21 protein-coding genes and 3 pseudogenes are annotated in these 26,115 nt (G+C 68.5%); 12 read left to right on the top strand and 12 right to left on the bottom strand.

Translation table 11 applies throughout. From position 1 onward, the window contains the following. Positions 1–131: 131 nt before the first annotated feature. Positions 132–601 (bottom strand): annotated as a pseudogene (locus ISN38_RS03600) (IS3 family transposase); the annotation flags it as partial. 1 nt (position 602) lies between these two features. Between ISN38_RS03600 and ISN38_RS03605 the strand changes: the two are divergent. Beyond that, positions 603–1,024: pseudogene (locus ISN38_RS03605) on the top strand (relaxation protein); the annotation flags it as partial. Between the two features lie 57 nt (positions 1,025–1,081). Here ISN38_RS03605 and ISN38_RS03610 read toward each other — a convergent pair. From ISN38_RS03610 to ISN38_RS03620, 3 genes and pseudogenes are all read right to left on the bottom strand, one after another. Then, positions 1,082–1,738: a rhomboid family intramembrane serine protease gene (locus tag ISN38_RS03610; protein ID WP_003465168.1), complete on the bottom strand. Its 657-nt coding sequence runs from the start codon at positions 1,736–1,738 to the stop codon at positions 1,082–1,084. Positions 1,739–1,778: 40 nt separating this feature from the next. Further along, on the bottom strand, positions 1,779–2,144 hold the full coding sequence (locus ISN38_RS03615) for an MGMT family protein (protein ID WP_003465166.1): 366 nt from the start codon (positions 2,142–2,144) through the stop codon (positions 1,779–1,781). Then, positions 2,141–3,077, bottom strand: a pseudogene (locus ISN38_RS03620) (DMT family transporter). The gene ISN38_RS03615 and the pseudogene ISN38_RS03620 overlap by 4 nt, the downstream one beginning before the upstream one ends. A 600-nt stretch (positions 3,078–3,677) precedes the next feature. Here ISN38_RS03620 and xopX (ISN38_RS03625) point away from each other — a divergent pair. Further along, positions 3,678–5,798, top strand: coding sequence for a XopX family type III secretion system effector (gene xopX, locus ISN38_RS03625; protein WP_230811737.1), 2,121 nt, complete (start codon positions 3,678–3,680; stop codon positions 5,796–5,798). Positions 5,799–6,437: 639 nt separating this feature from the next. After that, complete coding sequence (xopX, locus tag ISN38_RS03630) at positions 6,438–8,555, top strand: XopX family type III secretion system effector (RefSeq protein ID WP_277820286.1); 2,118 nt, start codon at positions 6,438–6,440, stop codon at positions 8,553–8,555. Between the two features lie 50 nt (positions 8,556–8,605). On the opposite strand, the gene gorA is transcribed toward xopX (ISN38_RS03630), so the two are convergent. The 4 genes from gorA to ISN38_RS03650 form a co-directional block, all read right to left on the bottom strand. Continuing rightward, complete coding sequence (gene gorA, locus ISN38_RS03635) at positions 8,606–9,964, bottom strand: glutathione-disulfide reductase (protein WP_003465158.1); 1,359 nt, start codon at positions 9,962–9,964, stop codon at positions 8,606–8,608. After that, positions 9,961–11,214, bottom strand: a complete 1,254-nt coding sequence (locus tag ISN38_RS03640; protein ID WP_003465157.1) for an NAD(P)/FAD-dependent oxidoreductase — start codon at positions 11,212–11,214, stop codon at positions 9,961–9,963. Before ISN38_RS03640 ends, gorA begins: the two co-directional genes overlap by 4 nt. Next, a complete protein-coding gene (locus tag ISN38_RS03645; protein WP_170873999.1) occupies positions 11,211–12,500 on the bottom strand; it encodes a DUF418 domain-containing protein in 1,290 nt (429 codons plus the stop codon). Before ISN38_RS03645 ends, ISN38_RS03640 begins: the two co-directional genes overlap by 4 nt. A gap of 144 nt (positions 12,501–12,644) precedes the next feature. Continuing rightward, positions 12,645–13,124, bottom strand: coding sequence for an FKBP-type peptidyl-prolyl cis-trans isomerase (locus tag ISN38_RS03650; RefSeq protein WP_038236283.1), 480 nt, complete (start codon positions 13,122–13,124; stop codon positions 12,645–12,647). A gap of 110 nt (positions 13,125–13,234) precedes the next feature. Here ISN38_RS03650 and ISN38_RS03655 point away from each other — a divergent pair, with 110 nt between their 5' ends. Then, positions 13,235–13,780, top strand: coding sequence for a C40 family peptidase (locus ISN38_RS03655; RefSeq protein WP_039955797.1), 546 nt, complete (start codon positions 13,235–13,237; stop codon positions 13,778–13,780). Between the two features lie 107 nt (positions 13,781–13,887). Continuing rightward, a complete protein-coding gene (locus tag ISN38_RS03660; RefSeq protein WP_038236279.1) occupies positions 13,888–14,715 on the top strand; it encodes a C40 family peptidase in 828 nt (275 codons plus the stop codon). A gap of 3 nt (positions 14,716–14,718) precedes the next feature. Here the strand turns inward: ISN38_RS03660 and ISN38_RS20115 are convergent, their stop codons facing one another. After that, positions 14,719–15,168 (bottom strand): hypothetical protein, encoded by a 450-nt coding sequence (locus ISN38_RS20115; RefSeq protein ID WP_230938310.1) that lies wholly within the window; start codon positions 15,166–15,168, stop codon positions 14,719–14,721. Between the two features lie 410 nt (positions 15,169–15,578). On the opposite strand from ISN38_RS20115, the gene ISN38_RS03670 reads away from it, so the two are divergent. Next, complete coding sequence (locus ISN38_RS03670) at positions 15,579–16,271, top strand: nucleotidyltransferase domain-containing protein (protein WP_003465152.1); 693 nt, start codon at positions 15,579–15,581, stop codon at positions 16,269–16,271. A gap of 80 nt (positions 16,272–16,351) precedes the next feature. On the opposite strand, the gene ISN38_RS03675 is transcribed toward ISN38_RS03670, so the two are convergent. From ISN38_RS03675 to ISN38_RS03685, 3 genes are all read right to left on the bottom strand, one after another. Next, positions 16,352–16,831: an acyl-CoA thioesterase gene (locus ISN38_RS03675; protein WP_003465151.1), complete on the bottom strand. Its 480-nt coding sequence runs from the start codon at positions 16,829–16,831 to the stop codon at positions 16,352–16,354. 173 nt (positions 16,832–17,004) lie between these two features. After that, the gene (locus ISN38_RS03680) at positions 17,005–17,841 is read right to left on the bottom strand and encodes a class I SAM-dependent methyltransferase (protein ID WP_038236275.1); all 837 of its coding nucleotides are present in this window, start codon (positions 17,839–17,841) and stop codon (positions 17,005–17,007) included. Between the two features lie 7 nt (positions 17,842–17,848). Beyond that, the gene (locus tag ISN38_RS03685) at positions 17,849–19,189 is read right to left on the bottom strand and encodes a dicarboxylate/amino acid:cation symporter (protein ID WP_003465143.1); all 1,341 of its coding nucleotides are present in this window, start codon (positions 19,187–19,189) and stop codon (positions 17,849–17,851) included. A 150-nt stretch (positions 19,190–19,339) separates the two neighbouring features. Here ISN38_RS03685 and ISN38_RS03690 point away from each other — a divergent pair, with 150 nt between their 5' ends. The 6 genes from ISN38_RS03690 to ISN38_RS03715 all read left to right on the top strand — a co-directional run bounded on the left by ISN38_RS03690 (position 19,340) and on the right by ISN38_RS03715 (position 26,100). Then, entirely contained in the window at positions 19,340–21,049 is a 1,710-nt protein-coding gene (locus tag ISN38_RS03690; protein ID WP_047324740.1) for an alkaline phosphatase family protein, read from the top strand. A gap of 23 nt (positions 21,050–21,072) precedes the next feature. Continuing rightward, positions 21,073–21,612: a WG repeat-containing protein gene (locus ISN38_RS03695; RefSeq protein WP_038236282.1), complete on the top strand. Its 540-nt coding sequence runs from the start codon at positions 21,073–21,075 to the stop codon at positions 21,610–21,612. Positions 21,613–22,088: 476 nt separating this feature from the next. Beyond that, the gene (gene tilS / locus ISN38_RS03700; protein ID WP_080964753.1) at positions 22,089–23,435 is read left to right on the top strand and encodes a tRNA lysidine(34) synthetase TilS; all 1,347 of its coding nucleotides are present in this window, start codon (positions 22,089–22,091) and stop codon (positions 23,433–23,435) included. A 31-nt stretch (positions 23,436–23,466) separates the two neighbouring features. After that, the gene (locus ISN38_RS03705) at positions 23,467–23,730 is read left to right on the top strand and encodes an exodeoxyribonuclease VII small subunit (RefSeq protein WP_206712067.1); all 264 of its coding nucleotides are present in this window, start codon (positions 23,467–23,469) and stop codon (positions 23,728–23,730) included. Then, positions 23,720–24,601 carry a polyprenyl synthetase family protein gene (locus tag ISN38_RS03710; RefSeq protein ID WP_003467721.1) on the top strand — a complete coding sequence of 294 codons (882 nt, stop codon included), beginning with the start codon at positions 23,720–23,722 and terminating at the stop codon, positions 24,599–24,601. The genes ISN38_RS03705 and ISN38_RS03710 overlap by 11 nt, the downstream gene beginning before the upstream one ends. Positions 24,602–25,356: 755 nt before the next feature. Further along, positions 25,357–26,100 (top strand): response regulator transcription factor, encoded by a 744-nt coding sequence (locus ISN38_RS03715; protein ID WP_047324739.1) that lies wholly within the window; start codon positions 25,357–25,359, stop codon positions 26,098–26,100. Positions 26,101–26,115: the final 15 nt, after the last annotated feature.

Here is a 26,115-nt window from a genome sequence, read left to right on the forward strand (position 1 = left end):
AGCAGTGCAGCACGACGGCGCGGGCAACCGCGCCGTCGTCGCATATGATGGCCGCCCCAGCGCCGTGGTGCACTGGCTGCGAGCGCCGCACTGAAGTGAATCGCCCCGGCTTCTGTAGACACCCCGAAGCCTCATTTTGATCGTTGCTTTTCGAACTCTACCGGAGACACCCGTTGTTGTGTCCGTGCTGTCGTCTGGTGTTGTAGAACATCTCGATGTAGTTGAAGACGTCGGACTTGGCTTCCTCACGCGTCACGTAAATCCTGCGCTTGATGCGCTCGCGTTTGAGGAGCTGAAAGAAGCTCTCGGCGACCGCGTTGTCGTGACAGTTGCCGCGCCGGCTCATGCTGCTGACCAGGCCATGTGCTTTCAGGAAATCTTGCCAGTCGTGCCCAGTGAATTGCGTGCCTTGATCCGAGTGCACTAGCAGCCCCGCAGGCGGCTTACGTCGCCATACGGCCATCATCAAGGCTTGCAGCACCACGTCGGTGTGCATCGTTGATTGCATCGCCCAACCCACGATCTTCCTTGAGAAAAGATCCAGCACCACGGCCAGGTACAGCCAGCCTTCGTGCGTTCGGATGTAGGTGATATCGGTCACCGTCGCGCGTTCGGCGCAAGAGACGTTGCAACGCGTTCCGGACACGCTGATCCGCCAGGTGCAAATGGTATCGACCAACACGTTGCCGGCTTCGAGAAACGTCTCCAACAGCCCGGCAGTGCGATAGGCGAAGGCGCATACGCATTGGCGGCGCAACTCAAGCGTATCGAACGCGCGCAGCGCAGCGTGCTGTGGAAGACCGCAGCCGTCACATTGGGAAGCTTGCTGCTGTTGCTCGCCGGAGGTGGCTGGCTACTCGAACAGTATCGGCGGGATATCCGCGACAACCAACTACGCGCGGAATTACTGCGCGCCTACAACGAAGCCGACGTGACTTTGTGCAATGGCCGCCTATGCGCCAACGTCGAGCCGAACAGCGCTGGCTACGGCGACCGTCGGCAGTATCGACTGGTCCGCCCGCGCTACACAGGATTTCCAGCCATTGCATGGGAAAAGCGGCTCAGGACGCTTCTCCTCCCCTCAGCGCACGATCCGCGGCCGCGGCGGCTTGCGCTTGCCGAACGGCGGCTGGCCGCGCCAGTAGCGGATCAGCAGCCAGCCGAACAGCATGCCGCCAAGGTGCGCGAAGTGCGCCACGCCCGGCTGCCAGCCGGTGAAGCCCATGATCAGCTCCAGCGCGCCGAACACGATCACGAAGGTGCGCGCCTTCATCGGAATCGGCGGGAACAGCAGCATCACCCGCTGGTTCGGGAACAGCATGCCGAACGCCAGCAACAGGCCGAATACGCCGCCGGAGGCGCCCAGGGTCGGATACGGATCGCCGCCGTTGCTCACCGCCCACCAGCCCACCAGCACCTGGCACAGGCCGGCGCCGGCCACGCACACCAGGTAGTAGGTCAGGAAGCGCTTGTTGCCCCAGGTCTGCTCCAGCGGCCCGCCGAACATGTACAGCGCCAGCATATTGAACAACAGATGCGAGAAGCCGCCATGCAGGAAGCCGTAGGTCAGCAGCTGCCAGATCTGGAAGTTCTGCCCCGGCGAAAACGCATCGAAGTTGCTGATCGGCCATAGCATGAAGGGCGCGAAGGTGTCGTCGCCCAGCAATAGCTGCAGCAGGAACACGGCCACATTGCCGATCAGCAGGGCTTGGGTCACAGGCGGAAGTCTGGGGAACATGGTCGTGTCCGTGGCAACTGCCGACCATCATAGCCGCTCGTTATTGCGGCCCCCATAACGCCGCGTCCAGATCGCGCGCCGGCGTTGGGTCGCGCTTCACCCGTCCGCCCTGCACCGCCACGCCTTCGCCGCGCAGCCGCTGGCACTGTTCGCGGAAACCGCGCGAGCCTTCCGCGAAGGCGATGCGCCCGTCACTGCGCAGCACCCGGTGCCAGGGGAGCGCGGTATCGGTGTTGCCGCCAAGCACGCGTGCGACCAGCCGCGCGCGGCCAGGCAAGCCGGCCAGCATCGCCACCTCGCCGTAGCCGCGCACCTGGCCGGACGGAATCGCGCGGATCGTCGCCAGGATGCGGGCCTGGGCCAGCGCCGATGCCGCGGCGTCGGGTGCGGCGCGGCGCCCGCTCATGCCGGCAGCGTCCGCGCCGGCCGCGTAACCAGCAGCACTCCGCCCAGCACCAGCAGCGTGCCGGCGATCTGCCACGGCCCCATCGCCTCGCCCAGCAGCAGCACGCTGAGCACGATGGTCGAGACCGGGCCGAGCATGCCGATCTGCGCGGCCAGGCCCGAGCCGATCCGCCGCAGCGCCAGCATCGTCGCCAGCACCGGCAGCGCCGTGCACACCGTGCCGTTGAGCAGCGACAGCGCATACACCGGCGTCGGCAGCAGCAAGCCGTGCAACGGCCGCAGCAGCAGGAACTGGGCGATGCACAGCACACAGGCGACCAGGCTGGCGTAGGCGGTCAGCCGCACCGCGCCGATCCGCGCCACCATCTGTCCGCTACCGACCAGGTTATAGCGCATAGGCCATCGCGCTGCCGAACACCAGCAGGCTGCCCCAGGCAGTGCGCGCGCCGCCGACCCGCAGGTCGTGGCCGAAGGCGAGCAGCACGCCGAGATAGCTCAGCACCAGCGCCCACAGCTGGCGGCGCTGCGGCCGGCGACGGAAGACCAGCACGGCGATCAGCAGCACCAGGGTCGGGGTCAGGTACAGGATCAGCCGCTCCAGCGTGGCGGTGATGTAGGCCAGGCCGAGGAAATCCAGATAGCTCGCCAGGTAGTAGCCAAGCACGCCGAGCGCGCAGATGCGCCAGCGGTCGCCGCGCTGCAACGGCGGCGCGCGGCGTGCGGCCCACAGCGCCATCGCCACGAAGCACGGCAGCGCCACCAGCATGCGCAGCGCCAGCAGGGTCACCGCGTCCACACCGTAGCGATAGCCGAGCTTGACGATGATCGCCTTGCCGGAAAACCCGATCGCGCCGGCAGCAGCGAGCAGCACGCCGCGCAGGTCGGCGGGCACGCTCGCCAGCGGGGCGGCAGTCGAGCGTCCAAGCGCGCTCATCGCCCGCCGGCGCCCAGGTGGAAGCGGACATCGTGCATGCCGCCAGTCTAAGGCCGCCGCGCCTTGTCCGCTGGCGCGGACGCTGAGCGCAGGCGACGTCGATGCGGCGGCCGCGGAGCGCGTGCGGGCCAGCACCGACAATGCGCTCTCGCTCTAGCCATCGTCATCGTCATCGTCATCGCACGGTATTGGCGCCACCGTGACAACGGCACGCGCCAGCCCTGCCGCTGCAATCGCGCGTACCGATAACTGCATGCCTGCCAACTTCCTATAACGCGCCATGATTTCGCACCGGCAGGCCCTGATGCCAGCGTCGTCTTTAAGATCACTTCAATGGCGTGTCATTCATGTTTCAGCAAGGTGCACGCCATGGTTGCGCATGCACCGCGGACAATAGATCGCCAGACATGACGTTCATGCCTGGCGCTGGCATCGGCGGGAATGCACCCCCTGCTGCAGGCGAGCCGAAACGCCCGACGCAGCGCAATCGGCGTTGCTGGCATGCACCCGACCGCCGCACTCGCCTACGGCTTTTTCACCGTCCTGTGATTTCACAGCCCTGCCCCTCCCCCAAGGTTCAATGCAGAGGATCCTCTTCACATGCACACCAAACCCGTTACCGCATCGACCAGCCCCCCGCTACCCGAGGTTTCCGCCGAAGCAGCGCCCGCAACGCCCCGTGTAGAAACGACGGCGCCGCCAGCCGAGGTGCCCATATCCGGCGTTTTGGGAGAGCGGGCGCCACGCCGTAATAGCAACGATGCCGACAGCCCCGCCGCGCCGACGACCGCTGAGCAAACGGCTGCGCACGCGGAATCTGCGACGCCCCAGGACAGCGGCGATCAAGCCGCGGCTTCGTCCCTGGTATATGCCCGCACTTTGCTGGCGGCAGGTGCGCAGCGGGTCACCGGCGCCGCTTCGCATGCGGCCCAACTGGCCAGGTCGGCATTCGAGAGTGGCAAGTCCGGCATCGCATCGGCAGCCGAGCAGGTGTGGACGATGAGCGACCTGCGCACCATGCTGCAAGTGCAGGCGAATGATCCGGCATTCCTGAGAATTCTGCGTGGCATCGATCCGGAGCAGCCAGCCGACTACACCTTGGCCTCGTGCCGCCAGCAAATGCAACAGCTGAGAACTCTGTGCAATGATTCGACTGATCTGCCGCAGCATCTGCGCAGCGCGATTCTGAGCGATATCCGCGAGGTGGAGCAGGCGTTGGATCCGCTCGAAAATGGCACACCGGCCACGGGCCGGGCACTGAAGGCCTTGGCCAACGTGGTCAATGCCTGGCCGATGCTGGTTCCCAGCCCGCTGCTGGCCAATCAGGCCAAGACGTTCGCCTACACGATCGCTGGCGTCACCAAGGGCGTCCTCGGGCTGTCGATGTCGGCATTGCGCTCGACCGCCGATGGCCTGCCTTTTCCGTTGGGGGGCGGCCAATTGGGCCGGGAAGCCAACGAAGTGCATTTCTATGTGGCGCTGCTCAATGGCATCTTTCTTGCCACCACGCTGCCGAAGAAATTTGGCTCGGAATCGTTGAAGCAGAAGGCCGAAGCGATCGACGACAGTCTCTACTTCCGTTCGGGCGCCGTCGTCGCTGCCGCTGCCGTGCTGTTGACTCCGTTCGTATGGAACAACGTCAAACAGCTCGCCGGCCAGGCCCGCGATGGCGCCATGCGCATGGCCGCCAATAGTTTGGAACGGGCAGGTCGAAGCGATTGGGCAAAGCCGTTGCACGACCGGCTCGATCCCGTCCGGGTCAGCGAAGAACTGCACAATAGCTTGAACCATATCTGGCTGCAGCTGGAGAACGGACGTGCGGCATTCGAGCAAAGCCGCCGCGACTTCACCGCGCCAGACAGCGGGCGCGAACTCACCCGCACGCTGAATTCCCAGTGCACCCATCTGCTGGAAACCTTGCACAACTGCACCGAGCGCTTCAGTGGCGCGCTGGGACTGGATCGCACGCAGGAGGGAATCGCGTCGCAGCGGACGAGGAACTCCGATTTTGCTTCCAAACTGGCTTTGACCATCCTGGCTGCCAGCGTTACCGGATCCACTGCCTTCTTGATCCAGCCCGACAAGATCGGCACCGCGGATGTGGTGGCCGATGCGCTGGTGGTGACCGCGGTCATGGCGCAATCGGCCTGGAACAAGCAGGCCACCCGGCAAGACGCGATGGAACGCTTCAAGTCGATGAACGCGGTTAGCATGGTGATGGTTCTCGCGCTGGGTGCGGACAAGTTCTCCAAGATCTTCACCCCCGAGGGCTTGGTCGAGTCGTCCCCGAACTCGCCTTATTACGCAGGGCTGGTGATGGCGCTCATGTCGATGACGATGCCCGGCCCGATGGCGCGCGGCGCCGAGTTGGCGATGAACTGGGTCGGTGGCAAGATCCTCGGCCAGTGCACGGACGCGAACGGCACCACCCTGGGCACACGCGAAGCGCAGACTGTCCAAGAGTTGCAGGAACACATGGCCAGCGTGCAGGAGCACGTCGCCGGCCTGAATCCCGAACAGCTAGAGCAGTACGAGGAACAGGTCGCCGCCAACGTGCAAAATCTCATGGCCAACGCTGGCGCAGCGCGGCAGCCGGCACGAACGTCCGGTGTGACGATCAGCGAAATCGAAGAAGAAGACGCGACGCCGCCCGCACACGACACCGGTGTCGAACCAGCGGCTAAGCACAGCCATTCGCATGGTGCATCCCAACCTAGCTGAAGCACGCGCCCGCCCGGCCCAGCGCCGGGCGACGCGCAACGCATCAACAGGGAAAAGGCGGAAAACGGGCTCATGCGTGACCATGCCCGCGAGTTCCGCCTTTGCGCGATGTGCAAGCGCCGTGTCACGCGCCGCGGACGCTGAACGTCGACCACGCGTCGATGCGGCCGCCGCGCAGCGCACGCGGGCCAGCACCCGGCAACTCGCCACCTCCACCGCGCAATCGTGGCGCCGCCGCAACAACGTCACGAGCCAGGGCCGACCGCTGCAATCGCGCGTACCGATACGCGTAGCGATAACTGCATGCCTGCGAAATTCTTATAAAGCGCGATGATTTCCCTATAACGCGGCATTATTTTGCACCGACGAGGCATTGCACCAAAATGGTCCTTAAGATCATTTCAAGGGATTTTCATTCATCGTGCAGCAAGGCTGCACGCCATAGTTGCGGATGCACCACGTGGACAATCGATCGCCAGACATGGCCTTCAGGCCTAGCGCGGCAGCGCCGGGATGCAATGTCTGCTTCACGCAATCTACGTGATGGCGCATCCCCGATCGCCGCACTCGCACGCGGCTTTTTCACCGCCCTGTGGTTTCACCGCCCCCCCCAGGTTCAATACAGAGGATCCTATTTACATGTACACCAAATCCGTTAGCGCATCGTCCGGCACCTCACCACCGGAAATTCCCACCGAAGCAGCGCACGCAGCGCCTCATGCAACAACGGCGCCGCCAACCGAGGCGCCCGTGGCCGGCCTTTTGGCGGAGCGGGCGCCTCGTCGTAGTGGCAGCGATGCAGAAAGACCCGCCAACGCGCCGGCGACACCTGCGCAAACGGCTGCGCACGCAGAACCTGCGACGCCCCAGGACAGCGGCGATCAAGCGGCGGCTTCGTCCCTGTTTCATGCACGCGCCTTACTGGCGGCGGGTGCGCAGCGGGTCAGCGGCGCCGCTTCGCATGCGGCCCAACTGGCCAGGTCGGCATTCGAGAGCGGCAAGTCCGGCATCGTCTCGGCAGCCAAGCAAGTGTGGACGATGAGCGACCTGCGCACCATGCTGCAGGTGCACGCGCATGATCCGGAATTCCTGAGAATTCTGCGTGGCAGCGATCCGGAGCAGCCATCGGCCCACACCCTGGCCTCGTGCCGCAAGCAAATGCAGCAACTGAGAACACTGTGCAATGCGTCGCCTGATATGCCGCAGCATCTGCGCAGCGCAATTCTGAGCGATATCCAAGCGGTGGAGAAGGCGCTGGATCCGCTCGAAAAGGGCACGCCGGCGGCGGGCCGGGCGCTGAAGTCCTTGGTCAACCTGGTCAATGCCTGGCCATTGCTGGTTCCCAGCCCGCTGCTGGCCAATCAGGCCAAGACGTTCGCCTACTCGATCGCTGGCGCCACCAAGGGCGTCCTCGGGCTGTCGATGTCGGCATTGCGCTCGACCGCCGATGGCCTGCCTTTTCCGCTGGCGGGCGGCCAGTTGGGCCGCGAAGCCAACGAAATGCACTTCTATGCAGCGCTGCTCAACGGCATCTTTCTTGCCACCGAACTGCCGAAGAAATTTGGCTCGGAATCGGTGAAGCAGAAGGCCGAAGCGATCGACAACAGCCTCTACTTCCGTTCGGGCGCCGCCGTCGCCGCCGCCGCCGTACTGGTGACTCCGTTCGTATGGAACAACGTCAAACAGATCGCCGGCCGGGCGCGCGATGGTGCGATGCGCATGGCCGCCGATGGTGCGGAACTGGTCGGCCGAAGCGATTGGGCCAAGCCGTTGCACGACCGGCTCGATCCCGTCCAGGTCAGCGAAGAACTGCGCACCAGCTTGAACCAGATCTGGCTGCAGTTGGAGAACGGGCGCGCGGCATTCGAGCAAAGCCGTCGCAATTTCACCGAAGACGGCGGGCGCGAGCTCACCAGCACGCTCAATTCCCAGTGCACCCATTTGCTGGAAACCCTGCACAACTGCACCGAGCGCTTCAGTGGCGCGCTGGGACTGGATCACGCGGAGGCGGGCATCGCGCCGCGGGGGGCGAAGAACTCCGATTTCTCTTCCAAACTGGCGTTGACCCTCCTCGGTGCCGGCGTCACCGGCTCCACCGTGTTCTTTATCCAGCCAGACAAGATCGGCACCGCGGATCTGGTGGCCGATTCGCTGGTGGTGACCGCGGTCATGGCGCAATCGGCCTGGAACAAGCAGGCCACCCGGCAAGACGCGATGGAACGCTTCAAGGCGATGAGCGCGGTCAGCATGGTGATGGCGCTCGCGCTGGGAGCGGACAAGTTCTCCAAGGCATTCACGCCCAACGGCATCATCGAGTCGTCCCAGAACTCGCCGTATTACGCAGGGCTGGTGATGACGCTCATGTCGATGACGATGCCCGGCCCGGTGGCGCGAGGCGCCGAGTTGGCGATGAACTGGGTCGGTGGCAAGATCCTCGGCCAGTGCACGGACGCGAACGGCACCACCGTGGTCACACGCGAAGCGCAGACTGTCCAAGAGTTGCAGGAACACATGGCCAGCGTGCAGGAGCACGTCGCCGGCCTGAATCCCGAACAGCTAGAGCAGTACGAGGAACAGGTAGGCGCCAACGTGCAAAATCTCATAGCCAACGCTGGCATAGCGCGGCAGACGGCGCGAACGTCCGGCGTGACGATCAGCGAAATCGAAGAAGAAGAACCGACGCCGCCAGCGCACGAGGCGGGCGTCGAACCAGCGGCCACGCACAGCCCCACGCATGGCGCATCCCAACCTGGCTGAAGCCGGCACAATCATGGCACGCGTTCGCCCGGCCCAGCGCCGGGCGACGCTCAGCGCATCAACACCACTTCCTCGGCGGAAGTCGGATGGATCGCCACCGTGTCCTCCAGCTGACGCTTGGTCACGCCCAGCTTCAGCGCCACCGCGAAGCCCTGCAGGATTTCGTCAGCGCCGTCGCCGAGCAGGTGGAAGCCGACCACCCGTTCGTCTTCGCCGACGCACACCAGCTTGAACAGGCTGCGCTGCGGCGAGCCGGCCAGTGCATGCAGCATCGGCCGGAAATGGCTGCGGTACACCGTCACCGCCGCGCCATAGCGCGCCCGCGCCTGCTCTTCGCCCAGGCCGACCTGGCCCAGCGGCGGATGCGAAAACACCACGCTGGGCACGTTGTCGTAGTCCAGCCGCGCCTGCGGCCGGTCGCCGAACAGGCGCTCCATCAGCTTGCGCCCGGCGGCGATCGCCACCGGGGTCAGGCCGACCTTGCCGGCCACGTCGCCGATCGCGTACAGCCCGGGCACGTCGGTGTTCTGGTAGTCGTCGACCACGATCTCGCGCTTGTCACCGAGCCGCACGCCCAGCGCTTCCAGGCCAAGATCCTGGCTGTTCGGGCGGCGGCCGATGGCGAAGAATACCTGGTCGAACGTCTCGCTAGGCTGCGTATGCGCGGCGTGCAGCTGTATGCCTTGCGCCGCGCGGCGCAAGGCGCTGGCGCGATAGCCGAAATGCAGGCGCACGCCCTGGTGACGCAGGTTCTCGCCGAGCTGCAGGGCCAATTCCGCATCGAAGCGCTCCAGCAGGCGCTCGCCCTGCACGAACAACGCGACGCGGCTGCCCAGCGCCTGCAGCAGGCCGGCCAGCTCCACCGCGATATAGCCGCCGCCGACGATCGCCACCCGCGGCGGCGCCTCGCACAGATTGAAGAAATCGTCCGACACCCGGCCCAACTCGGCGCCCTCGATCGGCGGCCGCAGCGCGTGTGCGCCGGTGGCGATCACCACATGGGCCGCGCTGACCCGCACGCCGTCGCCGCATTCCACCGTATGCGCGTCCAGCAGCCGGCCGCGCTGCGGAATCAGCACCACGCCGTCGGCATCCAGGCGCCGCCGGTAGCTGGCGTGGATGTTGCCGATATAGCCCTGGCGATGCGCCACCAGCTGCGGCCACGACAGGGTGGAACTGGGAATGGAGAAGCCGATGTCGCGCGCCAGATCGATGCGCCCAACCAGGTCGGCGGCCAGCCACATCGCCTTCTTCGGCACGCAGCCGATGTTGACGCAGGTGCCGCCCAGCGCGCCCGGCTCCAGGATCGCCACGCGCGCGCCCAGGCCGGCAGCGCGGAACGCGGTGGCCAGGCCGCCGGAACCGCCGCCGAGCACCAGCAGGTCGTAGTCGTGGACGGCAGCGCTCACCGGAAACGCTCCACGCGGTACGGCGTGGGGTCGATGGCGGGCGACTGCCCGCAGATCAGGTCGGCCATCAGTTGTCCTGTCGCGCTGCTCATGCTGATGCCGAGCATGCCATGGCCGGCCGCCAGCCAGACGTGAGGATGCCGCGGCGAACGCCCCAGCGCCGGCAGGTCGTCCCAGGTCATCGGCCGCCAGCCGTACCAGCGCTCGCGCAGCTGCGGGCCTTCCGGTTCGTGCAGGTAATGCCGCGCGGCGCGTTGCAACGCTGCCAGGCGCACTTCGTTCAAGCGCGTGTCGTGGCCGGAGAATTCCATCGTGCTGCCGAGCCGGAAACCGCTGCCCCAGGTGGTGACGCAGACCAGCGGATCCTTCAGCACCACCGGCCGCGTCGGCGCCAGCGTCGGCCGCGTGTAGGTGATCGAATAGCCCTTGCCGGCCTGGATCGGCAGGCGCACTCCCAGCAGCGCCGCCAGTGCCGGCGACCATGGCCCGGCCGCCAGCACCAGGTCGCGCGCGCGCCGCGGGCCGTGCGCAGTCTCCACGCGCACGCCGTCGGCATCCGGCTGCAGCGACTGCACCCGGCAGTGTTCCTCGATCGTCGCCCCACGCTCGCGCAGCGCACGCGCCAGTTCGGCGGTATAGCGGTCAGGGCGCAGATGCGCATCGCCGGGAAAATGCACCGCGCCGACCACCACGTCGCGGAACGCCGGCTGCTGGCGCAGGTAGTCGGCGCCGTCGATCACCTGGGTGCGGATGCCGAGCCGTTCCAGCGCCACGCATTCTTCGGCGTAGTGCTCGAAGTTGCGCCGATCGCCGAACACGTAGTCCAGCCCGTCCGCCTTGAATTCGCAGTCCAGTCCATAACGCTCGATCCAGGCGACCAGGCGCGTGCGCGCATCGTCGAGCAGCGCCGCGCGCGCCTGCGCGCTGGCCAGCCAGTCGCGCGCGTTGCAGCGCGCGCGAAAGCGCAGCAGCCACTGCCATAGCGCCGGATCCAGGCGGGGGCGGATGTACAGCGGCGCATCCGGGCGCAGCATCCAGCGCAATGCACGCCACGGCACGCCGGGCGCGGCCAGCGGCGGCGCGTGGCTGGGGGTGATGGTGCCGCAGTTGCCGTGCGAGGTCGCAGCGCCCACGCCGCCCGCGTCCAGGATCCGCACCTGGCGGCCCGCCTCCAGCAGCGCCAGGCCGGTGGCCAGCCCGATCGCGCCGGCGCCGACGATCAGCACGTCGTCTTGCGGGAGCGCCTTCATTGCGCCGCCGCGGCCGTGTCACGGCGGCGCAGCGGCTGCCAGCGCAGGTAGGTCGCCGAGCGCCACAGCCATTCCACCGGGCCGATGCGGAACTGCCGCAACCACAGCTGCGACAGCGCCACCTGCAGCACGAACAGCGCGAACGCGAACGGAATCTGCCAGGCCCGCGGCAGGCGTTCGAAATAGCCCAGGCCGTAGCCGTAGAACAGCGTGGTGCACAGCAGCGACTGCAGCAGATAGTTGCTCAACGCCATGCGCCCGGCCGGCGCCAGCCAGCGCAGCGCCGGGGCCAAGCGCACCAGCCAGGCGGCGTAGCCCAGCGCCATCATGCCGCTGGCCAGCGTGGCCAAGGCGAAGGCGCTGCCCAGGCGCAGGTCCAGGCGTGCCGGATCCATCCACGGCTCCAGCCGGAAGCTCAGCAGCATCAGCGCCGTGCCCAGCGGCAGCACACCCCAGCGCAGCGCCGCCAGCAACCGCGGGCGCCGTTGCGGCTGCTGCGCCAGGCCGCTGCGCACGCACCACGCGCCGAGCAGGAATATGCCGAAGATGGTCGGCGCATTGAACACCAGCATGCCCAACGCATCGAACAGATCGCGCAGGCGCTGCGCGGTGGCCTCGGCGTAGCTGCCATGGCCGAAGACCTGGCGGTGCTGCGCCAGCGCCGCCGCCCCCAGTTGTGCCTGTTCCGCCATGTCCTGGTGCCAGCGTGCGGCAGCGTGCGGATCGGCCTGCGCCACCGAACCGCTCGCGCCGGCCAGCAGCGACAGCAGCGGCGAACACAGATAGACCGCCAGCGCCATCCACGGCAACCAGCGCGTGGGCGCGTCGCGGAAGGCCAGCAGCATGAACCCCAGCAGCGCATAGCTGACCAGGATGTCGCCGGACCACAGCAACAGCGCATGCAGCACGCCGATCAGCAACAGCACCGCGCTGCGACGCAGGAAGAAGCCGCCGAAGGCGCGCCGTGCCGCCTCGGCGCGCTGCGCCATCACCGCAAAACCCATGCCGAACAGCAACGCAAACAAGATGTAGAACTTACCCTGCACCAGCAGGTAGACCGCCGCATCGGCGATGCGGTCGGCACCCCGCAGCAGCGGGTCCAGCCCGGTCGTCGCCGTATCCAGCGGCCCGACGAAGCCCTCGATGTTCATCAGCAGGATGCCGAGCAGCGCGAAACCGCGCAGCACGTCCAGGGTGACGAGACGTTCGGCGGGTGCGACGGGCTGCAGCACGGGAGCGGAGGAAGCCAAGGCGTGGCACCGGGCGAAAGAGCGGCGATTATCCATCGCCGCGGCACCCTTGCGCCGGGGCGCAGGGGCAAATCCATATCGGGAGCAACGGCACGCGCGGCGCCGTCCGGCATGGCCAATCCATCAGGCAACCCGCACGGCGCAGACGGATCCCGCGAACGCGATCCGTGTCGCACTCGATCAGTGCTGGTGACCGCCCTCGCCGTGCACGTGGCCGTGCTCGATCTCTTCCGGCCTGGCCTCGCGCACCTCGAGGATCTCCACGTCGAAATGCAGGTCCTTGCCAGCCATCGGGTGGTTCAGATCGACATCGACCACGCTCATGCCGACCTTCTGCACGGTCACCGCGCGCGGGCCGAAGTTGGTCTGCAGCACGACCTGCCTGCCCGGCTGCAGCTTGGCCGCGCCGAAATGCTTTTTCGGCACGCGCTGGCTCAGGCCTTCGCGATAGTCGCCGTAGGCGTCCTTGGCGGCCACGTCCACGCCGAAGCTGGCGCCGGCTTCCTGCTCCAGCATCGCGTTCTCCAGGCCCGGGATGATGTTGCCGTGGCCGATCAGGATCACCAGCGGATCGCGCTCCTTGGACGTCTCGATCGGCGCCTGGCCTGCTTCGGAGACGGTGTAGTGGAAACGGACGACGCGGTCTTTTTCGATCTTCATGTGCAACTCTGCGCTATGGCTGCCGATGGCAGACGGTATGAACGGCTTGTCGGCCGACGGGAGCGCCGCCATGATGGCGGCCATCTGAGGTTTCACATTATCCCGGCTCCATGCACAACACGCCAGTTTCAACGTCCGCGCGGCGCCGTCTTCCCTGCTGGGCGGCCCTGCTGTGCATGGCCGTGCTGGCCGCCTGCGGGCGCCACGAGGTGCGCCCGTCGCGTCCGCCGCCACCGGTGGCGGTGCGCAGCTGGCCGCAGGTGGCACCGGCCGATCCGGCCGCGGCCAACGCCGTGCTGATGCGTGCGCTGGGCCTGGTCGGCACGCCCTACCGCTACGGCGGCAATACCCCCGACTCCGGCTTCGACTGCAGCGGCCTGGTCGCCTACGTCTACCGCGACATGCTCGATCTGCAGTTGCCGCGCACCTCGCGCGAACTGGCTGCGGTGCAGGGTCCGCGGATCGATCCGCAGCGCCTGAGCACCGGCGACCTGGTGTTCTTCGGCAGCGGCGGCAGCGTCAGCCATGTCGGCATCTATGTCGGCGAAGGCCGCTTCGTGCATGCCCCCAGCACTGGCGGAACGGTCCGCCTGGACTATCTGGACGGTGCCTATTGGCGCGATCACTACACCGGCGCCAAGCGGGTCCTGCACTGAACTGTGGCTGCCCTCACATTCATAATTACGAAATATTAACGCTATTTGAACTTCCCCTTGCTGTCTACAAGGCATCATCCCCCATCGTTTTAAATTGTGATCGAAGCGTGACGACTGAAGCCAAGACCTTTCCAGGCAAGACAACCGTCCCCCGCCGGGCCGCTCTCCGTCTCATCTGCACCGCCTCGCTCTGCCTCTCGGCCGTTCCGGCCCTGGCCCAGTCGGCTCCTGCCGACAGCGTGATCCCCGAAGCGATCGCCACCGTCGCCGCCACACCGGCTCCGGTGAGCGCCACCGGCACCATGGGTACACCTGCCAACACTGCGCAGCCCGCGACCGCCAGACAGGCCGTCGTGCAGGCTCAGGCTCCGGCGCGCAGCAAGGCCGACGCCGCCGCCACCGCCACCCTGGCCGCCCTGCTCCCGCACCTGGCCGCCAACGACACCATTCCGCTGATGGACCGTTCGGCGATGTTCGCCGGCGACATCAGCCGCCTGCTGGCCAACTACGACGTCTCCCAGGCCCCGCTGCACGAAGGCGTTGTCCCGGGCGGCGACAAGGTGCAGTCGGTGCTCAAGCGCGCCATGGCGCTGCTGGGCACTCCGTACCGCTGGGGCGGCGAGGACACCGAAGGCTTCGATTGCAGCGGCCTGGTCGGCTACGTGTTCCGTAATGCGCTGGGCATCGAGCTGCCGCGCGTGTCGCGCGAGATGGCGCGCGAGGCCAATGCCGAACTGATCAAGGACCGCTACGCGCTGGCTCCGGGCGACCTTGTGTTCTTCGGCCGCAAGGGCCGCGTCGACCACGTTGGCCTGTACGTCGGCGAAGGCCGCTTCCTGCACGCGCCGAGCCGCGGCAAGGACGTACGCGTGGATACGCTGACCAGCGGCTACTGGAGCGAGAAGTTCGTGCAGGCGCGGCGCGTGGCGATGTAAAGCTCACGGCGCATGCCGGCAACACCGAGGGCCGCTGGAGACAGCGGCCTTTTTCGTTGCGCATGGACGGGGGCGGCGCCAATCCCTGCGCACGGGGCTCAGGCGGCGGCGACCAGGCGCACGCCCTTGTCGATCCTGAACACCCCGTCCGCCTGCGCGAACGCGGCATGGACGGCACTGCGCAACGCCGACAGTGACCGCTTGCGGCCGCAGCGGCAGGCTCTCCACATAGGCGATCACGTCGGCAGGATCGGTACACAGCAGCGTATCGTCGAAGCGCTCGACCTCGACTCGCGCGAAATGCGCGGCGTCCAGGCGCAGCGTGGACGGGTCGCGACCGGGACCGCGGCAGATGCCGGCGATCAGCTGCGCCAGTTGGCGCATGTTGCCGACACCGTTGAGCGCCGCCAGCACCCTGCCCCCGGGCCGGGTGATGCGCCGCAGTTCGCGCACCCCCGCCTCCGGATCGGGCCAGCGACCTCGCCCCACAGCTGCCCGGTCCCGCAGCCGATATCGGTCACACGCGCTTGTGCGGCCGGTTGCATCCGCTCCAGCACCCATAGAGACCAGTCCGGCCGGCCGTATCTGGCATGCAACGACATCCGGCGGCTGAGCCGGTCGTCGCACCATACTGGCGCTGAAGCTCCTCGCCACTCGTCTGTGTGTCCATGGAGATCCCCCGTCGCATCATTGCGACCAGCACGATCCCCTTGCCGGCGCACAGGATCGACGCCAGGGCCGCGACCGGCGCGGCAGCGCACCGGCCGCTCCGCGGACACCGTGGTCCGCCCCCTCCAGCGCGACAGGCATCCCGATGAACCCGCCCCCCCTCGCCGAGACAAGCCCTGGCCATCGCACGCAGCGTGCTCGCCTCGCGCTACGCCGATGCGGCGTACGCCTTCGCCGCCGGCTCGATCCTGCGCGGCGAAGGCACACACGGTTCCGACATCGACCTGGTGGTGGTGTACGACCGGCTGCCGGCGGCGCGGCGCGAAGCCTTCGTCGCGCAAGGCGTTCCGATCGAGGCTTTCGTCCATGACCAGGGCACGCTGGCATGGTTCGTCGATGACGACGTGGCACGCGGCCGCCCCAGCCTGCCGCACATGATCGCAGAAGGCAGCATCCTCGGCGCCGCGGTGGAACGCGCGCAGGCCATGCAGCGCAACGCCTCCGAGCGCCTGCGCGCAGGACCGCCGCCGCTGTCGCCGGCGCAGTTGCAGGCCCTGCGCTACGAGATCACCGACCTGGTCGACGACCTGCAAGGCGAACGCAGCGCCGCGCAGATCGTCGCGATCGGCGCCACGCTGTATCCACGGCTGGTGGAACTGGCCCTGCGCGGACACGGGTGCTGGCACGGCACCGGCAAGTGGGTGCCGCGCCTGCTGGCGCGGGCCGATGCCGACCTGGCCGCACGCTTCGAGCATGCCTTTGCTGCGTTGTTCGCGACGTCCGCGTGCGCCCCGGCCATCGCGCTGGCGCTGCAGGAGATGGCCCCACACGGTGGCCGCCTGTTCGATGGCGACTGCCGCACGGCGCCTGCACATTGGCGCCGCTAGTGCGCGGCCGGCCCTGCGTAGCGGCCGCGGGCCGGCCTGCCCTTGGCAAGCCCCCTGCCAGGCCAAGGGCCACGTCGGCCTCAGGCCTGGTAGTGGGAGATGGTGTCCTCGATGCCCTTGCTCAGCTCCATCACCTTCAGCGCGTACTCGGACAGGCGGTGGTCCTCCGGCGTGTCCGGCTGCCACGACGGCACCGGTGTCGGCCTGCCTTCCACCCCGTCCAGGGCCACGAACACGATGATGCAATGGGTGCACAGGCGCGAGTCGCCGCCCATCGGATCGCGCGCGCGCACGTCGATCGCGAAATGCATGCTGGTGCTGCCGGTATAGACCAGCTTGGCGGTGACGGTGACCATGTCGCTGATCCGGATCGGCGAGACGAAGCGGATCCCGCCCACCGCCACGGTCACGCTGTAGCGCCCGCTCCAACCCACCGCCGCGGCGTAGCCGACCTGGTCGATCCACTTCATCACCACCCCACCGTGAACCTTGCCGCCGTAGTTGACGTCGATCGGCTCGGCCAGGAAGCGGAAGGTCAGTTCGCGTTGCGTGCCGCTCATCGGGGCTCCAGGGAAGGGAAAGACGCGGAAGTCTGCCACGTCCCGATGCAGCAGGCCCCGCACCGCCGCAACGCGCGCATCGGCGGTTCAGTGCCGGCAACGGCGCAATCCAGGAAGCGCAAATGCCATGCGCTCTCGCCTCGCCGGCGGCTAAGCCTCGCGATCGCGACGGCTTAGCCAGCCGCCAATGCGGGGTTGTCGCGCTTGCGGATGCACAGCCAAGGAAAGTGCGGCTGCCGCCAGCACAGCGCGCGCAGGCTACGGGCGCGCAGGCTGCGTGGATCGAACAACACGCGCAGCGCGATGCCGTCGAGCGCGGCCCAGGTGTGCTGGTGATACTGGCCGGCCAGTTCCGCGCAGCCCAGGCCGGCGAAGTAGTGCTGGCTGCGCGCGGCGCTGGCCTGCGCCTGCGCGGCATCGGCGTAGAACGGGCTGTCGATCACGTGCAGTTCGCCATCGGGCTGGAGCAGGCCGAGCAGGTGCGCGATCAGCGCGCGCGGGTCGGCGAAGTACTGGATGCAGGCCGGCAGTACGATCGCGTCGAAGCGCTGCGGCGGCAGCGGCAGGGTGTGGATGTCGCCGGCGACCAAGCTCAGCCGCGGGTTGGCCGCGAACACGCGAGCGGCCTGCGCCAGTTCGGCGCGGTTGACATCCACGCCGCAGACCTCGCGCTGCAGGTCCGCGGCCAGCCGCTGCGACAGCCAGCCGTTGCCGCACCCCAGTTCGAGCAGCGGCCCGCTGCCGCCGCGCGCGCGCAGGTGGCGCAACAGGCGCCGGCACGATTCGGCGCGCACCCGCCACTCGTGGCTGGTGGCCAGCGCGCCGCCGGGATGCGGCAGCGTGCGCAGCTGCGCGTCGCTGTAGATGCGGCCTTCCTGCTGCCTGACCGCCAGGTACTGGCGCTCGAACGGATCGGCGGCCAGCGCCTGCTGCACCAGCACCCCGTCGATCGGGGTCAGGCCGGGCAGCGCTTGCAGTTGCGCGCGCAAGCGCGTTGCGGACGTGCTCACCGTGCGCTCAACGCATCTGTCCGGAACCATCGGCCGGCGGATCGTCCAGGCCGACGTTGCTCGACGCCGCCTCGTACACGCTGCGGTCGAGCAAGCCGGTCTCCTTGGCCACCAGCACCGGCACCAGCATCTGCCCGGTGACGTTGGTCATGGTGCGCATCATGTCCAGCACGCGGTCGATCGCGTACAGGTAGCCGATCACCTCCAGCGGCAGGTTGGCCGCGCTCAGCACCACTGTGGCCATCACCACCGCGGTGCCGGGCACGCCGGCGGTACCGAAGCTGCCCAGCACCGAGGCGATCAGCACCACGAAATACTGGTTGGCGGTCAGCGGCACGCCGGTGTACTGGGCGATGAACACCGCGCACAGCGCCGGGAAGATCGCGCCGCAGCCGTCCATCTTGATGCTGGCGCCCAGCGGCACCGCGAACGCGGCGTAGTCCTTGTTGACGCCGAGGTTGTGGGTGATCGAGCGCAGCGCCACCGGCATCGCGGCGAAGCTGGAGGAACTGACGAAGGCCACCTGCATGCCCGGCGCGGCGCCGCGGAAGAACTTCCACGGGTTCAGCCCGTGCGCCAGCAGCAGGCCGCTGTACACCACCAGGATGTGGATCGCGCAGGCCAGGTACAGCGCCAGCACGAAGTTGCCGAACGGCAGCAGCTTCTCGAAGCCATAAGTGCCGACCAGCGAGGCGATCAGGCCGAAGGTGCCGAGCGGGGTCATCTCCAGCACGAAGCGGGTGACCTGGATCATGATCTCGCTCATCTGCGCGGCGAGCTTGCGCGCCTGCGCCACGCGCTCGCCGAGCTTGACCATCGCAAAGCCGAGCAGGCCGGCGAAGAAGATCACCGGCAGGATCGAGCCGCGCCCGGCCGCCAGCACGGTCTCGCCGGCCGCATTGGTCTTGGTGCCGATGCCGGTCAGCGCGTAGAACGGATTGGACGGCACCACGTCCAGCAGCACCTGGATCGGGCTGGGCACGTCGCGCGGCGTCCAGGCGCTGTCCACACTCAGGCCGAAGTGGCCGGCGCCCGGCTGCAGCAGCGTGCCCACGCCCAGGCCGACACCGACTGCCAGTGCGGCGGTGAGCACGAACCACAGGAAGGTGCGCCCGCCGAGCTTGGCCACCGATTGCTGGCCGTGCAACGAGGAGATCGCGTTGATCACCGCGAAGAACACCAGCGGCACCGCGATCATCTTGATCAGGGTCACGTACAGGTCGCCGAGCGGCCCGAACCAGGTGTCCGCCGCCGGCCCCAGCGCCCAGCCGGCCAGCGCACCGAGCACGAAGCCGGCGACCACGCGCTGCCAGAACGGAATGCGCAACCAGGCGCTCACCAATGTCATCGAGGCTATCCAGAAAGTCCCGGGATCCTGCACCATAGCGCAAGCCGGCGCGAACGACGATGCCATGGCTGGAAAGGCGCGATGTCATCGGCGCGCCTTGTCGCAACCGGCATAATGCGCGGGACTTCGTGCCCAGGGGCTGTTCCTCGCATGCGCTACCTCGTTCCCGCCTTCGCCGCCGCCTCCACCCTGCTGCTGGCGGCCTGCGCCAGCGCGCCGCGCGCGCCTGCCAGCGTCGCCATCGCGCCCATCGTGGTGCCCGCCGTCGCCCATCCCGGCGGCGAGACGCCGGACTGGTGGTACCGCAGCGGCGCGGCCAAGGCCGCCAACAACGGCGCGATGCGCGGCAAGGCCAAGAACGTGATCCTGTTCCTCGGCGACGGCATGAGCCTGACCACGGTCGCCGCCGCGCGCATCCTCGACGGCCAGCGCAAGGGCGCCTCCGGCGAGGAGAACCAGCTGTCGTGGGAGGCGTTCCCGGCCACCGCGCTGAGCAAGACCTACAACACCGACTCGCAGACCCCCGACTCGGCCGGCACCATGACCTCGATCACCACCGGGGTGAAGACCCACATGGGCGGCATCGGCGTGTCCTCCGGCAAGCGCGAGGCCTGCGCCGACAGCCTCGGCAAGCGCTTGCTGACCTGGCTGGAACTGGCCGACAGCGCCGGCCTCAACACCGGCATCGTCACCACCACCCGGCTGACCCACGCCACCCCCGCCGCGACCTACGCGCACACCCCCGAACGCAATTGGGAAAGCGACACCGACCTGCCGGAGAAGGCGGTGGCCGAAGGCTGCCGCGACATCGCCCAGCAGATGGTCAGCGCGCGCTACGGCCGTGGCCCGCAGGTGATGCTGGCCGGCGGCCGCAGCCAGTTCACCACCGTCGAGCAGCGCGATCCGGAATACGACGACAAGGTCGGCCTGCGCCTGGACGGCCGCGACCTGATCGGCGAATGGCGCCAGCACCACCCGCAGGGCGCCTATGTCTGGAACCGCGGGCAGCTGGAAGCGGCGCAGAACGCGCCGGCGCTGCTCGGCCTGTTCGAGCCGGACCACATGCAGTTCGACCACGACCGCGACCACGGCGCCGCCGGCGACCCGAGCCTGGCCGAGATGACCCGCGCCGCGATCCGTACCCTGTCGCGCGGCAAGGACGGCTACGTGCTGATGGTCGAAGGCGGCCGCATCGACCACGCCCATCACGCCGGCAACGCCTACCGCGCGCTGGACGAGACCATCGCCCTGTCGCAGGCGGTGCAGGCCGCAGCGGAGGCGACCTCGGCCGAGGACACGCTGATCATCGTCACCGCCGACCATTCGCACACGCTCAACTTCGTCGGCTACCCGCAGCGCGGCAATCCGATCCTGGGCAAGGTGCGCGGCACCAGCGGCGAAGACGCCAATACCGGCGAGCTGGCACTGGACGGCAACGGCCAGCCGTACGCCACGCTCAGCTACGCCAACGGCCCCGGCTACACCGGTGCCAGCAACCAGCAACCGGCCGGCGCCAAGCAGTTCCCGCACGCGCCGAGCAGCTTCGAGCCGGTCAAGGGCCGCCCCGATCTGACCCACGTCGATACCGAGCGCCCGGACTTCATGCAGGAAGCGCTGGTGCCGACCAAGGCCGAGACCCACGGCGGCGACGACGTCGGCATCTGGGCGCGCGGTCCCGGCAGCGACGCCTTCCGCGGCAGCCTGGAGGAGAACGTGATCTACCACGTGATCGTGCAGGCCACGCCGAAGCTGCGCGGGCGCCTGTGCCAGGCCGGCACCTGCAATGGCGACGGCGTGCCGGTGCAGTTGCCGAAGCCGGACGCGTTCGTGGCCGAGGCTGCGAGCGCCACCGCAAAGTGAGCTTGGCGCGGCAGCGGCACACGATGCTGGCAAGGCGGCGGGCAGCGGCGCTGGTCGCACTGGCTGCGCTCGCGGCGGCGCCAGCGGCCTGGGCGCAGGCGGACGGCGCGTGCCGGATCGCCGATCCGAACTCCGACCGCGCCATCGTGCCCGGCTGCAGCGTCGCGGCCGACGGGCGCCTGCGGCTTTCGCCGCAGACGGCGCAACGCTTGCAGTTCGACGCCGATGGGCTTTCTGTGCTGACCGTGGGCGACCAGTTCTACTACGTGCGCGCCGATGGCAGCAGCCTGCCGGTGATCCTCTGGGACAGCGGCCCGGACTATTTCGCCGAAGGCCTCACCCGCGGCATCGTCCATGGCTGCATCGGCTTCTACGACCGGCAACTGCGCGAAGTGATCCCGCCGGTCCACGACTTCGCCTGGCCGTTCGAGAACGGCGTGGCCCGGGTCTGCGACCACTGCCGCCGCGGCACGCCCGATGGCGACGGGCATACGCCGATGGAGGGCGGACGCTGGTACGCCATCGACCGCAACAACCGCGAAGTGCCCGAACCGCGGCCCTGAGCGCATCCGTAGCGGGGCGACCGCGTCGGCCTACCGACAACGCAGGCAGCGGACTGCGCCCCTGTCCCCTGTGCAGTACCCGCGCCGCCGGCGCGGAGCGAAGGTTGCGGCGAGGCCGCCGCGTACCGTCGAACGAGACAGGAGCCGCAACCCGCCACGGCGCGCAGACGCGGCGCTACGGTACGGCACCGAGCGCCTACTTCAGGCGCTCGGCAGCCGGCAGCCGGCCGCAGTTGCAGTTGCAGTTGCAGTTGCAGTCTTCCACAGGATCGACTGCAGGCTCCTGCCGACACGGACACCGACAGCGCGTGGATACGCCGCATGCCGAGCGCGGCCGCATCGCGCAGGCGATGCAAGCAAATGATCGCGATTCAAGCCCCCCTTCGCCGCCACCTCCAGCGCAATCCGCTGCGCGACCGCGACGTACCGCTCGCAACACGCTTCGCGGCCACGCCGCCAACCTCTAAAGTGGCGCGATGAAGCCCCATTCGGATATCGCATCGTCCTGCGCCGTGAGCGCCGCCCTGCCCGACCCGGCGCCGGCGGCGGTCCTGGTCGCGCTCAGCGGCGGGCTGGATTCCAGCGTGCTTCTGCACGCGCTGGCACACCAGCCGCACTACCGCCGCGCCGGGCTGCGCGCGCTGCACGTGCACCACGGCCTGCATGCCGACGCCGACGCCTGGGCCGACCACTGCACCGCGTGCTGCGCCGCACTGGCGATCCCGCTGCAGGTGTTGCGCGTGCAGGTCCCGCGCGACAGCGGCCACGGCCTGGAGGCGGCGGCGCGACAGGCGCGACGCGCGGCCTTCGCCCAGGTGCTGGGCGAAGGCGAGTGGCTGGCGCTGGCGCAGCATCGCGACGACCAGGCCGAGACCTTCCTGCTGCGCGCGCTGCGTGCCTCCGGCCCGGACGGACTGGCGGCGATGCAGGCCCTGCGCAGCTTCGCCCAGGGCATGCTGTGGCGGCCGCTGCTGGCCTTGCCGCGCAGCGCATTGCACGCCTATGCGCAGCGGCACGCGCTGCACTGGATCGAAGACCCGAGCAATGCCGACCCCGGCTTCGACCGCAACTTTCTGCGCCTGCAGGTGGTGCCGCTGCTGCGCCAGCGCTGGCCGCATGCCGATGCCGCGCTGGCGCGCAGCGCGCAGCTGTGCGGCGAGGCCGGCGCGCTGCTGGAGGACGGCGACCAGGCCGCGCTGGAGGCGCTGCGCGAGCACGCCACCGCGCCACTGTCGCTGCCGCCGCTGCGTGCGCTGCCGGCGCCGCGCCGCGCGCGCGTGCTGCGCCGCTGGGTCGCGCAAGCGGGCCTGCCGCCGCTGCCGGCAGCGGGCCTGGTGGCGATCGAGCGCACGCTGCTGCACGCGCGTGCCGACGCCGCCGCACAGTTCGCCTGGCATGGCGCGACGCTGCGCGGCTGGCGCGATGCGCTCTACGCCGAGCGCGATCCGCCACCGCTGCCCGCAGACTGGCAGGCGCAATGGGACGGCCGCGCGCCGCTGGCACTGCCCGACGGCCGCCGGCTGCGCCTGCTCGCCGACGCGCCGCTGGTGTTCGACGCCCCGCTGCTGGTGCGCTTGCGCCAGGGCGGCGAACGCGTTCTGCTGCCCGGACGCGTGCACTCTCAGGCGCTCAAGCAGGTCCTGCAGGAAGCGGCGGTCCCACCCTGGCAACGCGCACGCCTGCCGCTGCTGTTCGACGCCGAGCGGCTGCTCGCCGCCGGCGCGGACATCGTCGCCGCGCCGCTGCGCGCCTGGTTGCAGGCGCGCAGCGCGCGGCTGGCGCTGGACGCTGCGGCCACGCCATCGTCACCTGCCTCGCATTGACCCTGCCGCCGACGCCGCGCACACTTCCGCGATGCCCAAGAAGTCCCTAGAAGAAGCCTCCCCGGTCGCCCGCTTCGAGCAATCTCTCAAGGAACTGGAAGTGCTGGTGGAGAAGATGGAAACCGGCGACCTGAGCCTGGAGCAGTCGCTGAGCGCCTACGAGCGCGGCGTCGGCCTGTACCGGCAGTGCCAGCAGGCGCTGGAACAGGCCGAACTGCGCGTGCGCCTGCTCAGCGATCCGGAGCAGCCGGATACCGCCGAGCCGTTCGATCCCGCCCCGCTCCATGGCGGCTGACGCCGCGTTCGCGCGCTGGCGCCAGCGCGTGGAAGCCGGCCTGGACCTGCACCTGCCCAGCGCCGCGGCCGCACCGCAGCGCCTGCACGCGGCGATGCGCCACGCCACCCTCGGCGGCGGCAAGCGCATGCGTCCGCTGCTGGTCTACGCCAGCGGCGCGCTGTTCGCCGTCGACGCAGCGCGACTGGATGCGCCGGCGCTGGCGGTGGAACTGATCCATGCCTATTCGCTGGTGCACGACGATCTGCCGGCGATGGACGACGACGCCTTGCGCCGCGGCCAGCCCACCGTGCACATCGCCTTCGACGAGGCCACCGCGATCCTCGCCGGCGACGCGCTGCAGAGCCTGGCCTTCTCGCTGTTGGCCGGCGCCGACGCGGCCGATGCGGCATTGCGCGTGCGCTGGCTGCAGACCCTGGCCGAGGCCGCGGGCGCGGCCGGCATGTGCGGCGGCCAGGCCCTGGACATCGACGCCACCGGCACGGTGCAACCACTGGCCGACCTGCAGCGCATGCACGCATTGAAGACCGGGGCGCTGATCCGCGCCAGCGTGCGCCTGGGTGCGCTGGCCGGCGGCGCCGACGCCGCCGCGCTGGCGCAGTTGGATGCCTTCGCCAGCGCGCTGGGCCTGGCGTTTCAGGTGCGCGACGACATCCTCGACATCGAAGCCAGTTCCGAACAGCTCGGCAAGACCGCCGGCAAGGACGCGGCGCAGGCCAAGTCCACCTACCCGGCGCTGCTCGGCATGGAGGGCGCCAAGGCCAAGCTCACCGAACTGGCGGCAACGATGCGCGACAGCCTGCACCGCCACGGCGCCCGCGCCGACGCGCTGGCGGCGCTGGCGCGGCTGGCGGTGGATCGCTCGCACTGAAGCGATCCGCGCGATGCCCTTGTAGGACTTCAGCCGCGACGGGCATGGCCGGTGCGATCTGGCCAGAACCACGTGGCGGGGTGATCCGCGTCGGCCGATCGCGCGCACGATGCTCCGAATGCAGACACGCAAAAACGCGGTCCGGCGTAGCAGCCAACGGATGCGGTCGCCGGCGGCCGCGCTGGCGGTGGTCGGCGCATCACCCTGGATACGATTGAAGCAGCGGCGATCCAGCCGGGACGCTCCTGCCGCAGGTGCCCGATTGCCGGTTCCAGCGCCTGCAGGCATTCGATCCTGCGCCACTGCCGGCGCACGAGCGACCCGAGCTTGCCCAGACGCCGGCGCTGGCCGCCGGCCACTACGCGCGCGCCGGCGCCACCACTGCAGAGAGTTGCCCGCGAAGCGCCCACGATCCAGCGGTCGTCCATCAACGTGGCGGCGCTCAGGTGGCGCTGGTGGCGATATCCCACGCATTGCCGGCAAGCCAAGCGACAGCGTCGCGAGAAATCGCGTCAATGAACCCGGCTCTTTCCCGTAGACAAGTTCGCCGCCCTTCCGTAGAAAATTTCAAAATGGTGGCATGGCGAGAACGGCAAAAAAGCGCCGGAAGCCGAAAAATGCACGACGCACGCAAAGCGCCGAAAGCCAAACGGAAGGTAAAGAGACCCCGGCATGGCGGACCGGATCTTTGACTTTTCTGACATGGCGCACTGAAATGTAAACTCTAATACGCCCTCATCCTGAGGGGGCAGCGCATGTCGAAGACAAGTACAAGCACCTACATGCCAAGGGTGCTGGTATTGGACGACGATTCGGCAATGGCGCAGGTCGTCGTCGATCATCTGCGCATGCAAAGCATGGAAGCATCCGCGGTCAGTACCAGCGCCGCCATGAAGCAACAGCTCCGCACACAGCAGCCGGATATTCTGCTGCTCGATCTGATGCTACAGGATGAGGACGGACTGAATCTTCTGCGTGAATTGCGCCGCGATTCGGATATTCCCGTGATAATCATCACAGGTCACAGGCACGACGAGATCGATCGCGTGGTCGGCCTGGAATTGGGCGCCGACGACTATCTGCCCAAGCCGTTCGGTCTGCACGAGCTCACCGCGCGCGTCCGCGCAGTCCTGCGCCGGCATTCTCTTGCGCGCTCCGCACCGGCCCATGCATCCGATGAGGGCGGCTACGCATTCGGCGACTGGCATTTCGACCTGAATGCGCGCACGGTGACCGCCGTCGGTAACCAGCCCATCGCGTTGACCAAGGGCGAGTATGCGCTGCTGCGCGCCTTCGCCGGTGCGCCGGGAAGGCCGCTCAGCCGCGAGCATCTGCTGCGGGCCACACGCCTGCATGACGATGTCTTCGATCGCAGCATCGACGTCCAGATCCTGCGGCTGCGCCGCAAATTGGAACGCGACCCCAGGTCTCCGGAGCTGATCGTCACCATCCGCGGTGTGGGCTATGTCTTCACCCCGCAGGTGGAGCGGACGCGGTGATCCGACCGGCGCGTA

It is taken from the genome of Xanthomonas translucens pv. undulosa (genome assembly GCF_017301775.1).
GTDB classification, from domain to species: Bacteria; Pseudomonadota; Gammaproteobacteria; order Xanthomonadales; family Xanthomonadaceae; genus Xanthomonas_A; species Xanthomonas_A translucens.

What these genes read in the sequence shown, in the direction of transcription:
- ISN38_RS03690 (WP_047324740.1), top strand. Translation starts at nt 19,340, where the DNA reads ATGCGCTACCTCGTTCCCGCCTTCGCCGCCGCCTCCACCCTGCTGCTG.
- ISN38_RS03650 (WP_038236283.1), bottom strand. Translation starts at nt 13,124, where the DNA reads ATGAAGATCGAAAAAGACCGCGTCGTCCGTTTCCACTACACCGTCTCC.
- ISN38_RS03615 (WP_003465166.1), bottom strand. Translation starts at nt 2,144, where the DNA reads ATGAGCGGGCGCCGCGCCGCACCCGACGCCGCGGCATCGGCGCTGGCC.
- ISN38_RS03645 (WP_170873999.1), bottom strand. Translation starts at nt 12,500, where the DNA reads ATGGATAATCGCCGCTCTTTCGCCCGGTGCCACGCCTTGGCTTCCTCC.
- ISN38_RS03685 (WP_003465143.1), bottom strand. Translation starts at nt 19,189, where the DNA reads ATGACATTGGTGAGCGCCTGGTTGCGCATTCCGTTCTGGCAGCGCGTG.
- ISN38_RS03675 (WP_003465151.1), bottom strand. Translation starts at nt 16,831, where the DNA reads ATGAGCGGCACGCAACGCGAACTGACCTTCCGCTTCCTGGCCGAGCCG.
- ISN38_RS03710 (WP_003467721.1), top strand. Translation starts at nt 23,720, where the DNA reads ATGGCGGCTGACGCCGCGTTCGCGCGCTGGCGCCAGCGCGTGGAAGCC.
- ISN38_RS03610 (WP_003465168.1), bottom strand. Translation starts at nt 1,738, where the DNA reads ATGTTCCCCAGACTTCCGCCTGTGACCCAAGCCCTGCTGATCGGCAAT.
- ISN38_RS03715 (WP_047324739.1), top strand. Translation starts at nt 25,357, where the DNA reads ATGTCGAAGACAAGTACAAGCACCTACATGCCAAGGGTGCTGGTATTG.
- ISN38_RS03655 (WP_039955797.1), top strand. Translation starts at nt 13,235, where the DNA reads ATGCACAACACGCCAGTTTCAACGTCCGCGCGGCGCCGTCTTCCCTGC.
- ISN38_RS03640 (WP_003465157.1), bottom strand. Translation starts at nt 11,214, where the DNA reads ATGAAGGCGCTCCCGCAAGACGACGTGCTGATCGTCGGCGCCGGCGCG.
- xopX (WP_277820286.1), top strand. Translation starts at nt 6,438, where the DNA reads ATGTACACCAAATCCGTTAGCGCATCGTCCGGCACCTCACCACCGGAA.
- ISN38_RS03705 (WP_206712067.1), top strand. Translation starts at nt 23,467, where the DNA reads ATGCCCAAGAAGTCCCTAGAAGAAGCCTCCCCGGTCGCCCGCTTCGAG.
- xopX (WP_230811737.1), top strand. Translation starts at nt 3,678, where the DNA reads ATGCACACCAAACCCGTTACCGCATCGACCAGCCCCCCGCTACCCGAG.
- tilS (WP_080964753.1), top strand. Translation starts at nt 22,089, where the DNA reads ATGAAGCCCCATTCGGATATCGCATCGTCCTGCGCCGTGAGCGCCGCC.
- ISN38_RS03695 (WP_038236282.1), top strand. Translation starts at nt 21,073, where the DNA reads ATGCTGGCAAGGCGGCGGGCAGCGGCGCTGGTCGCACTGGCTGCGCTC.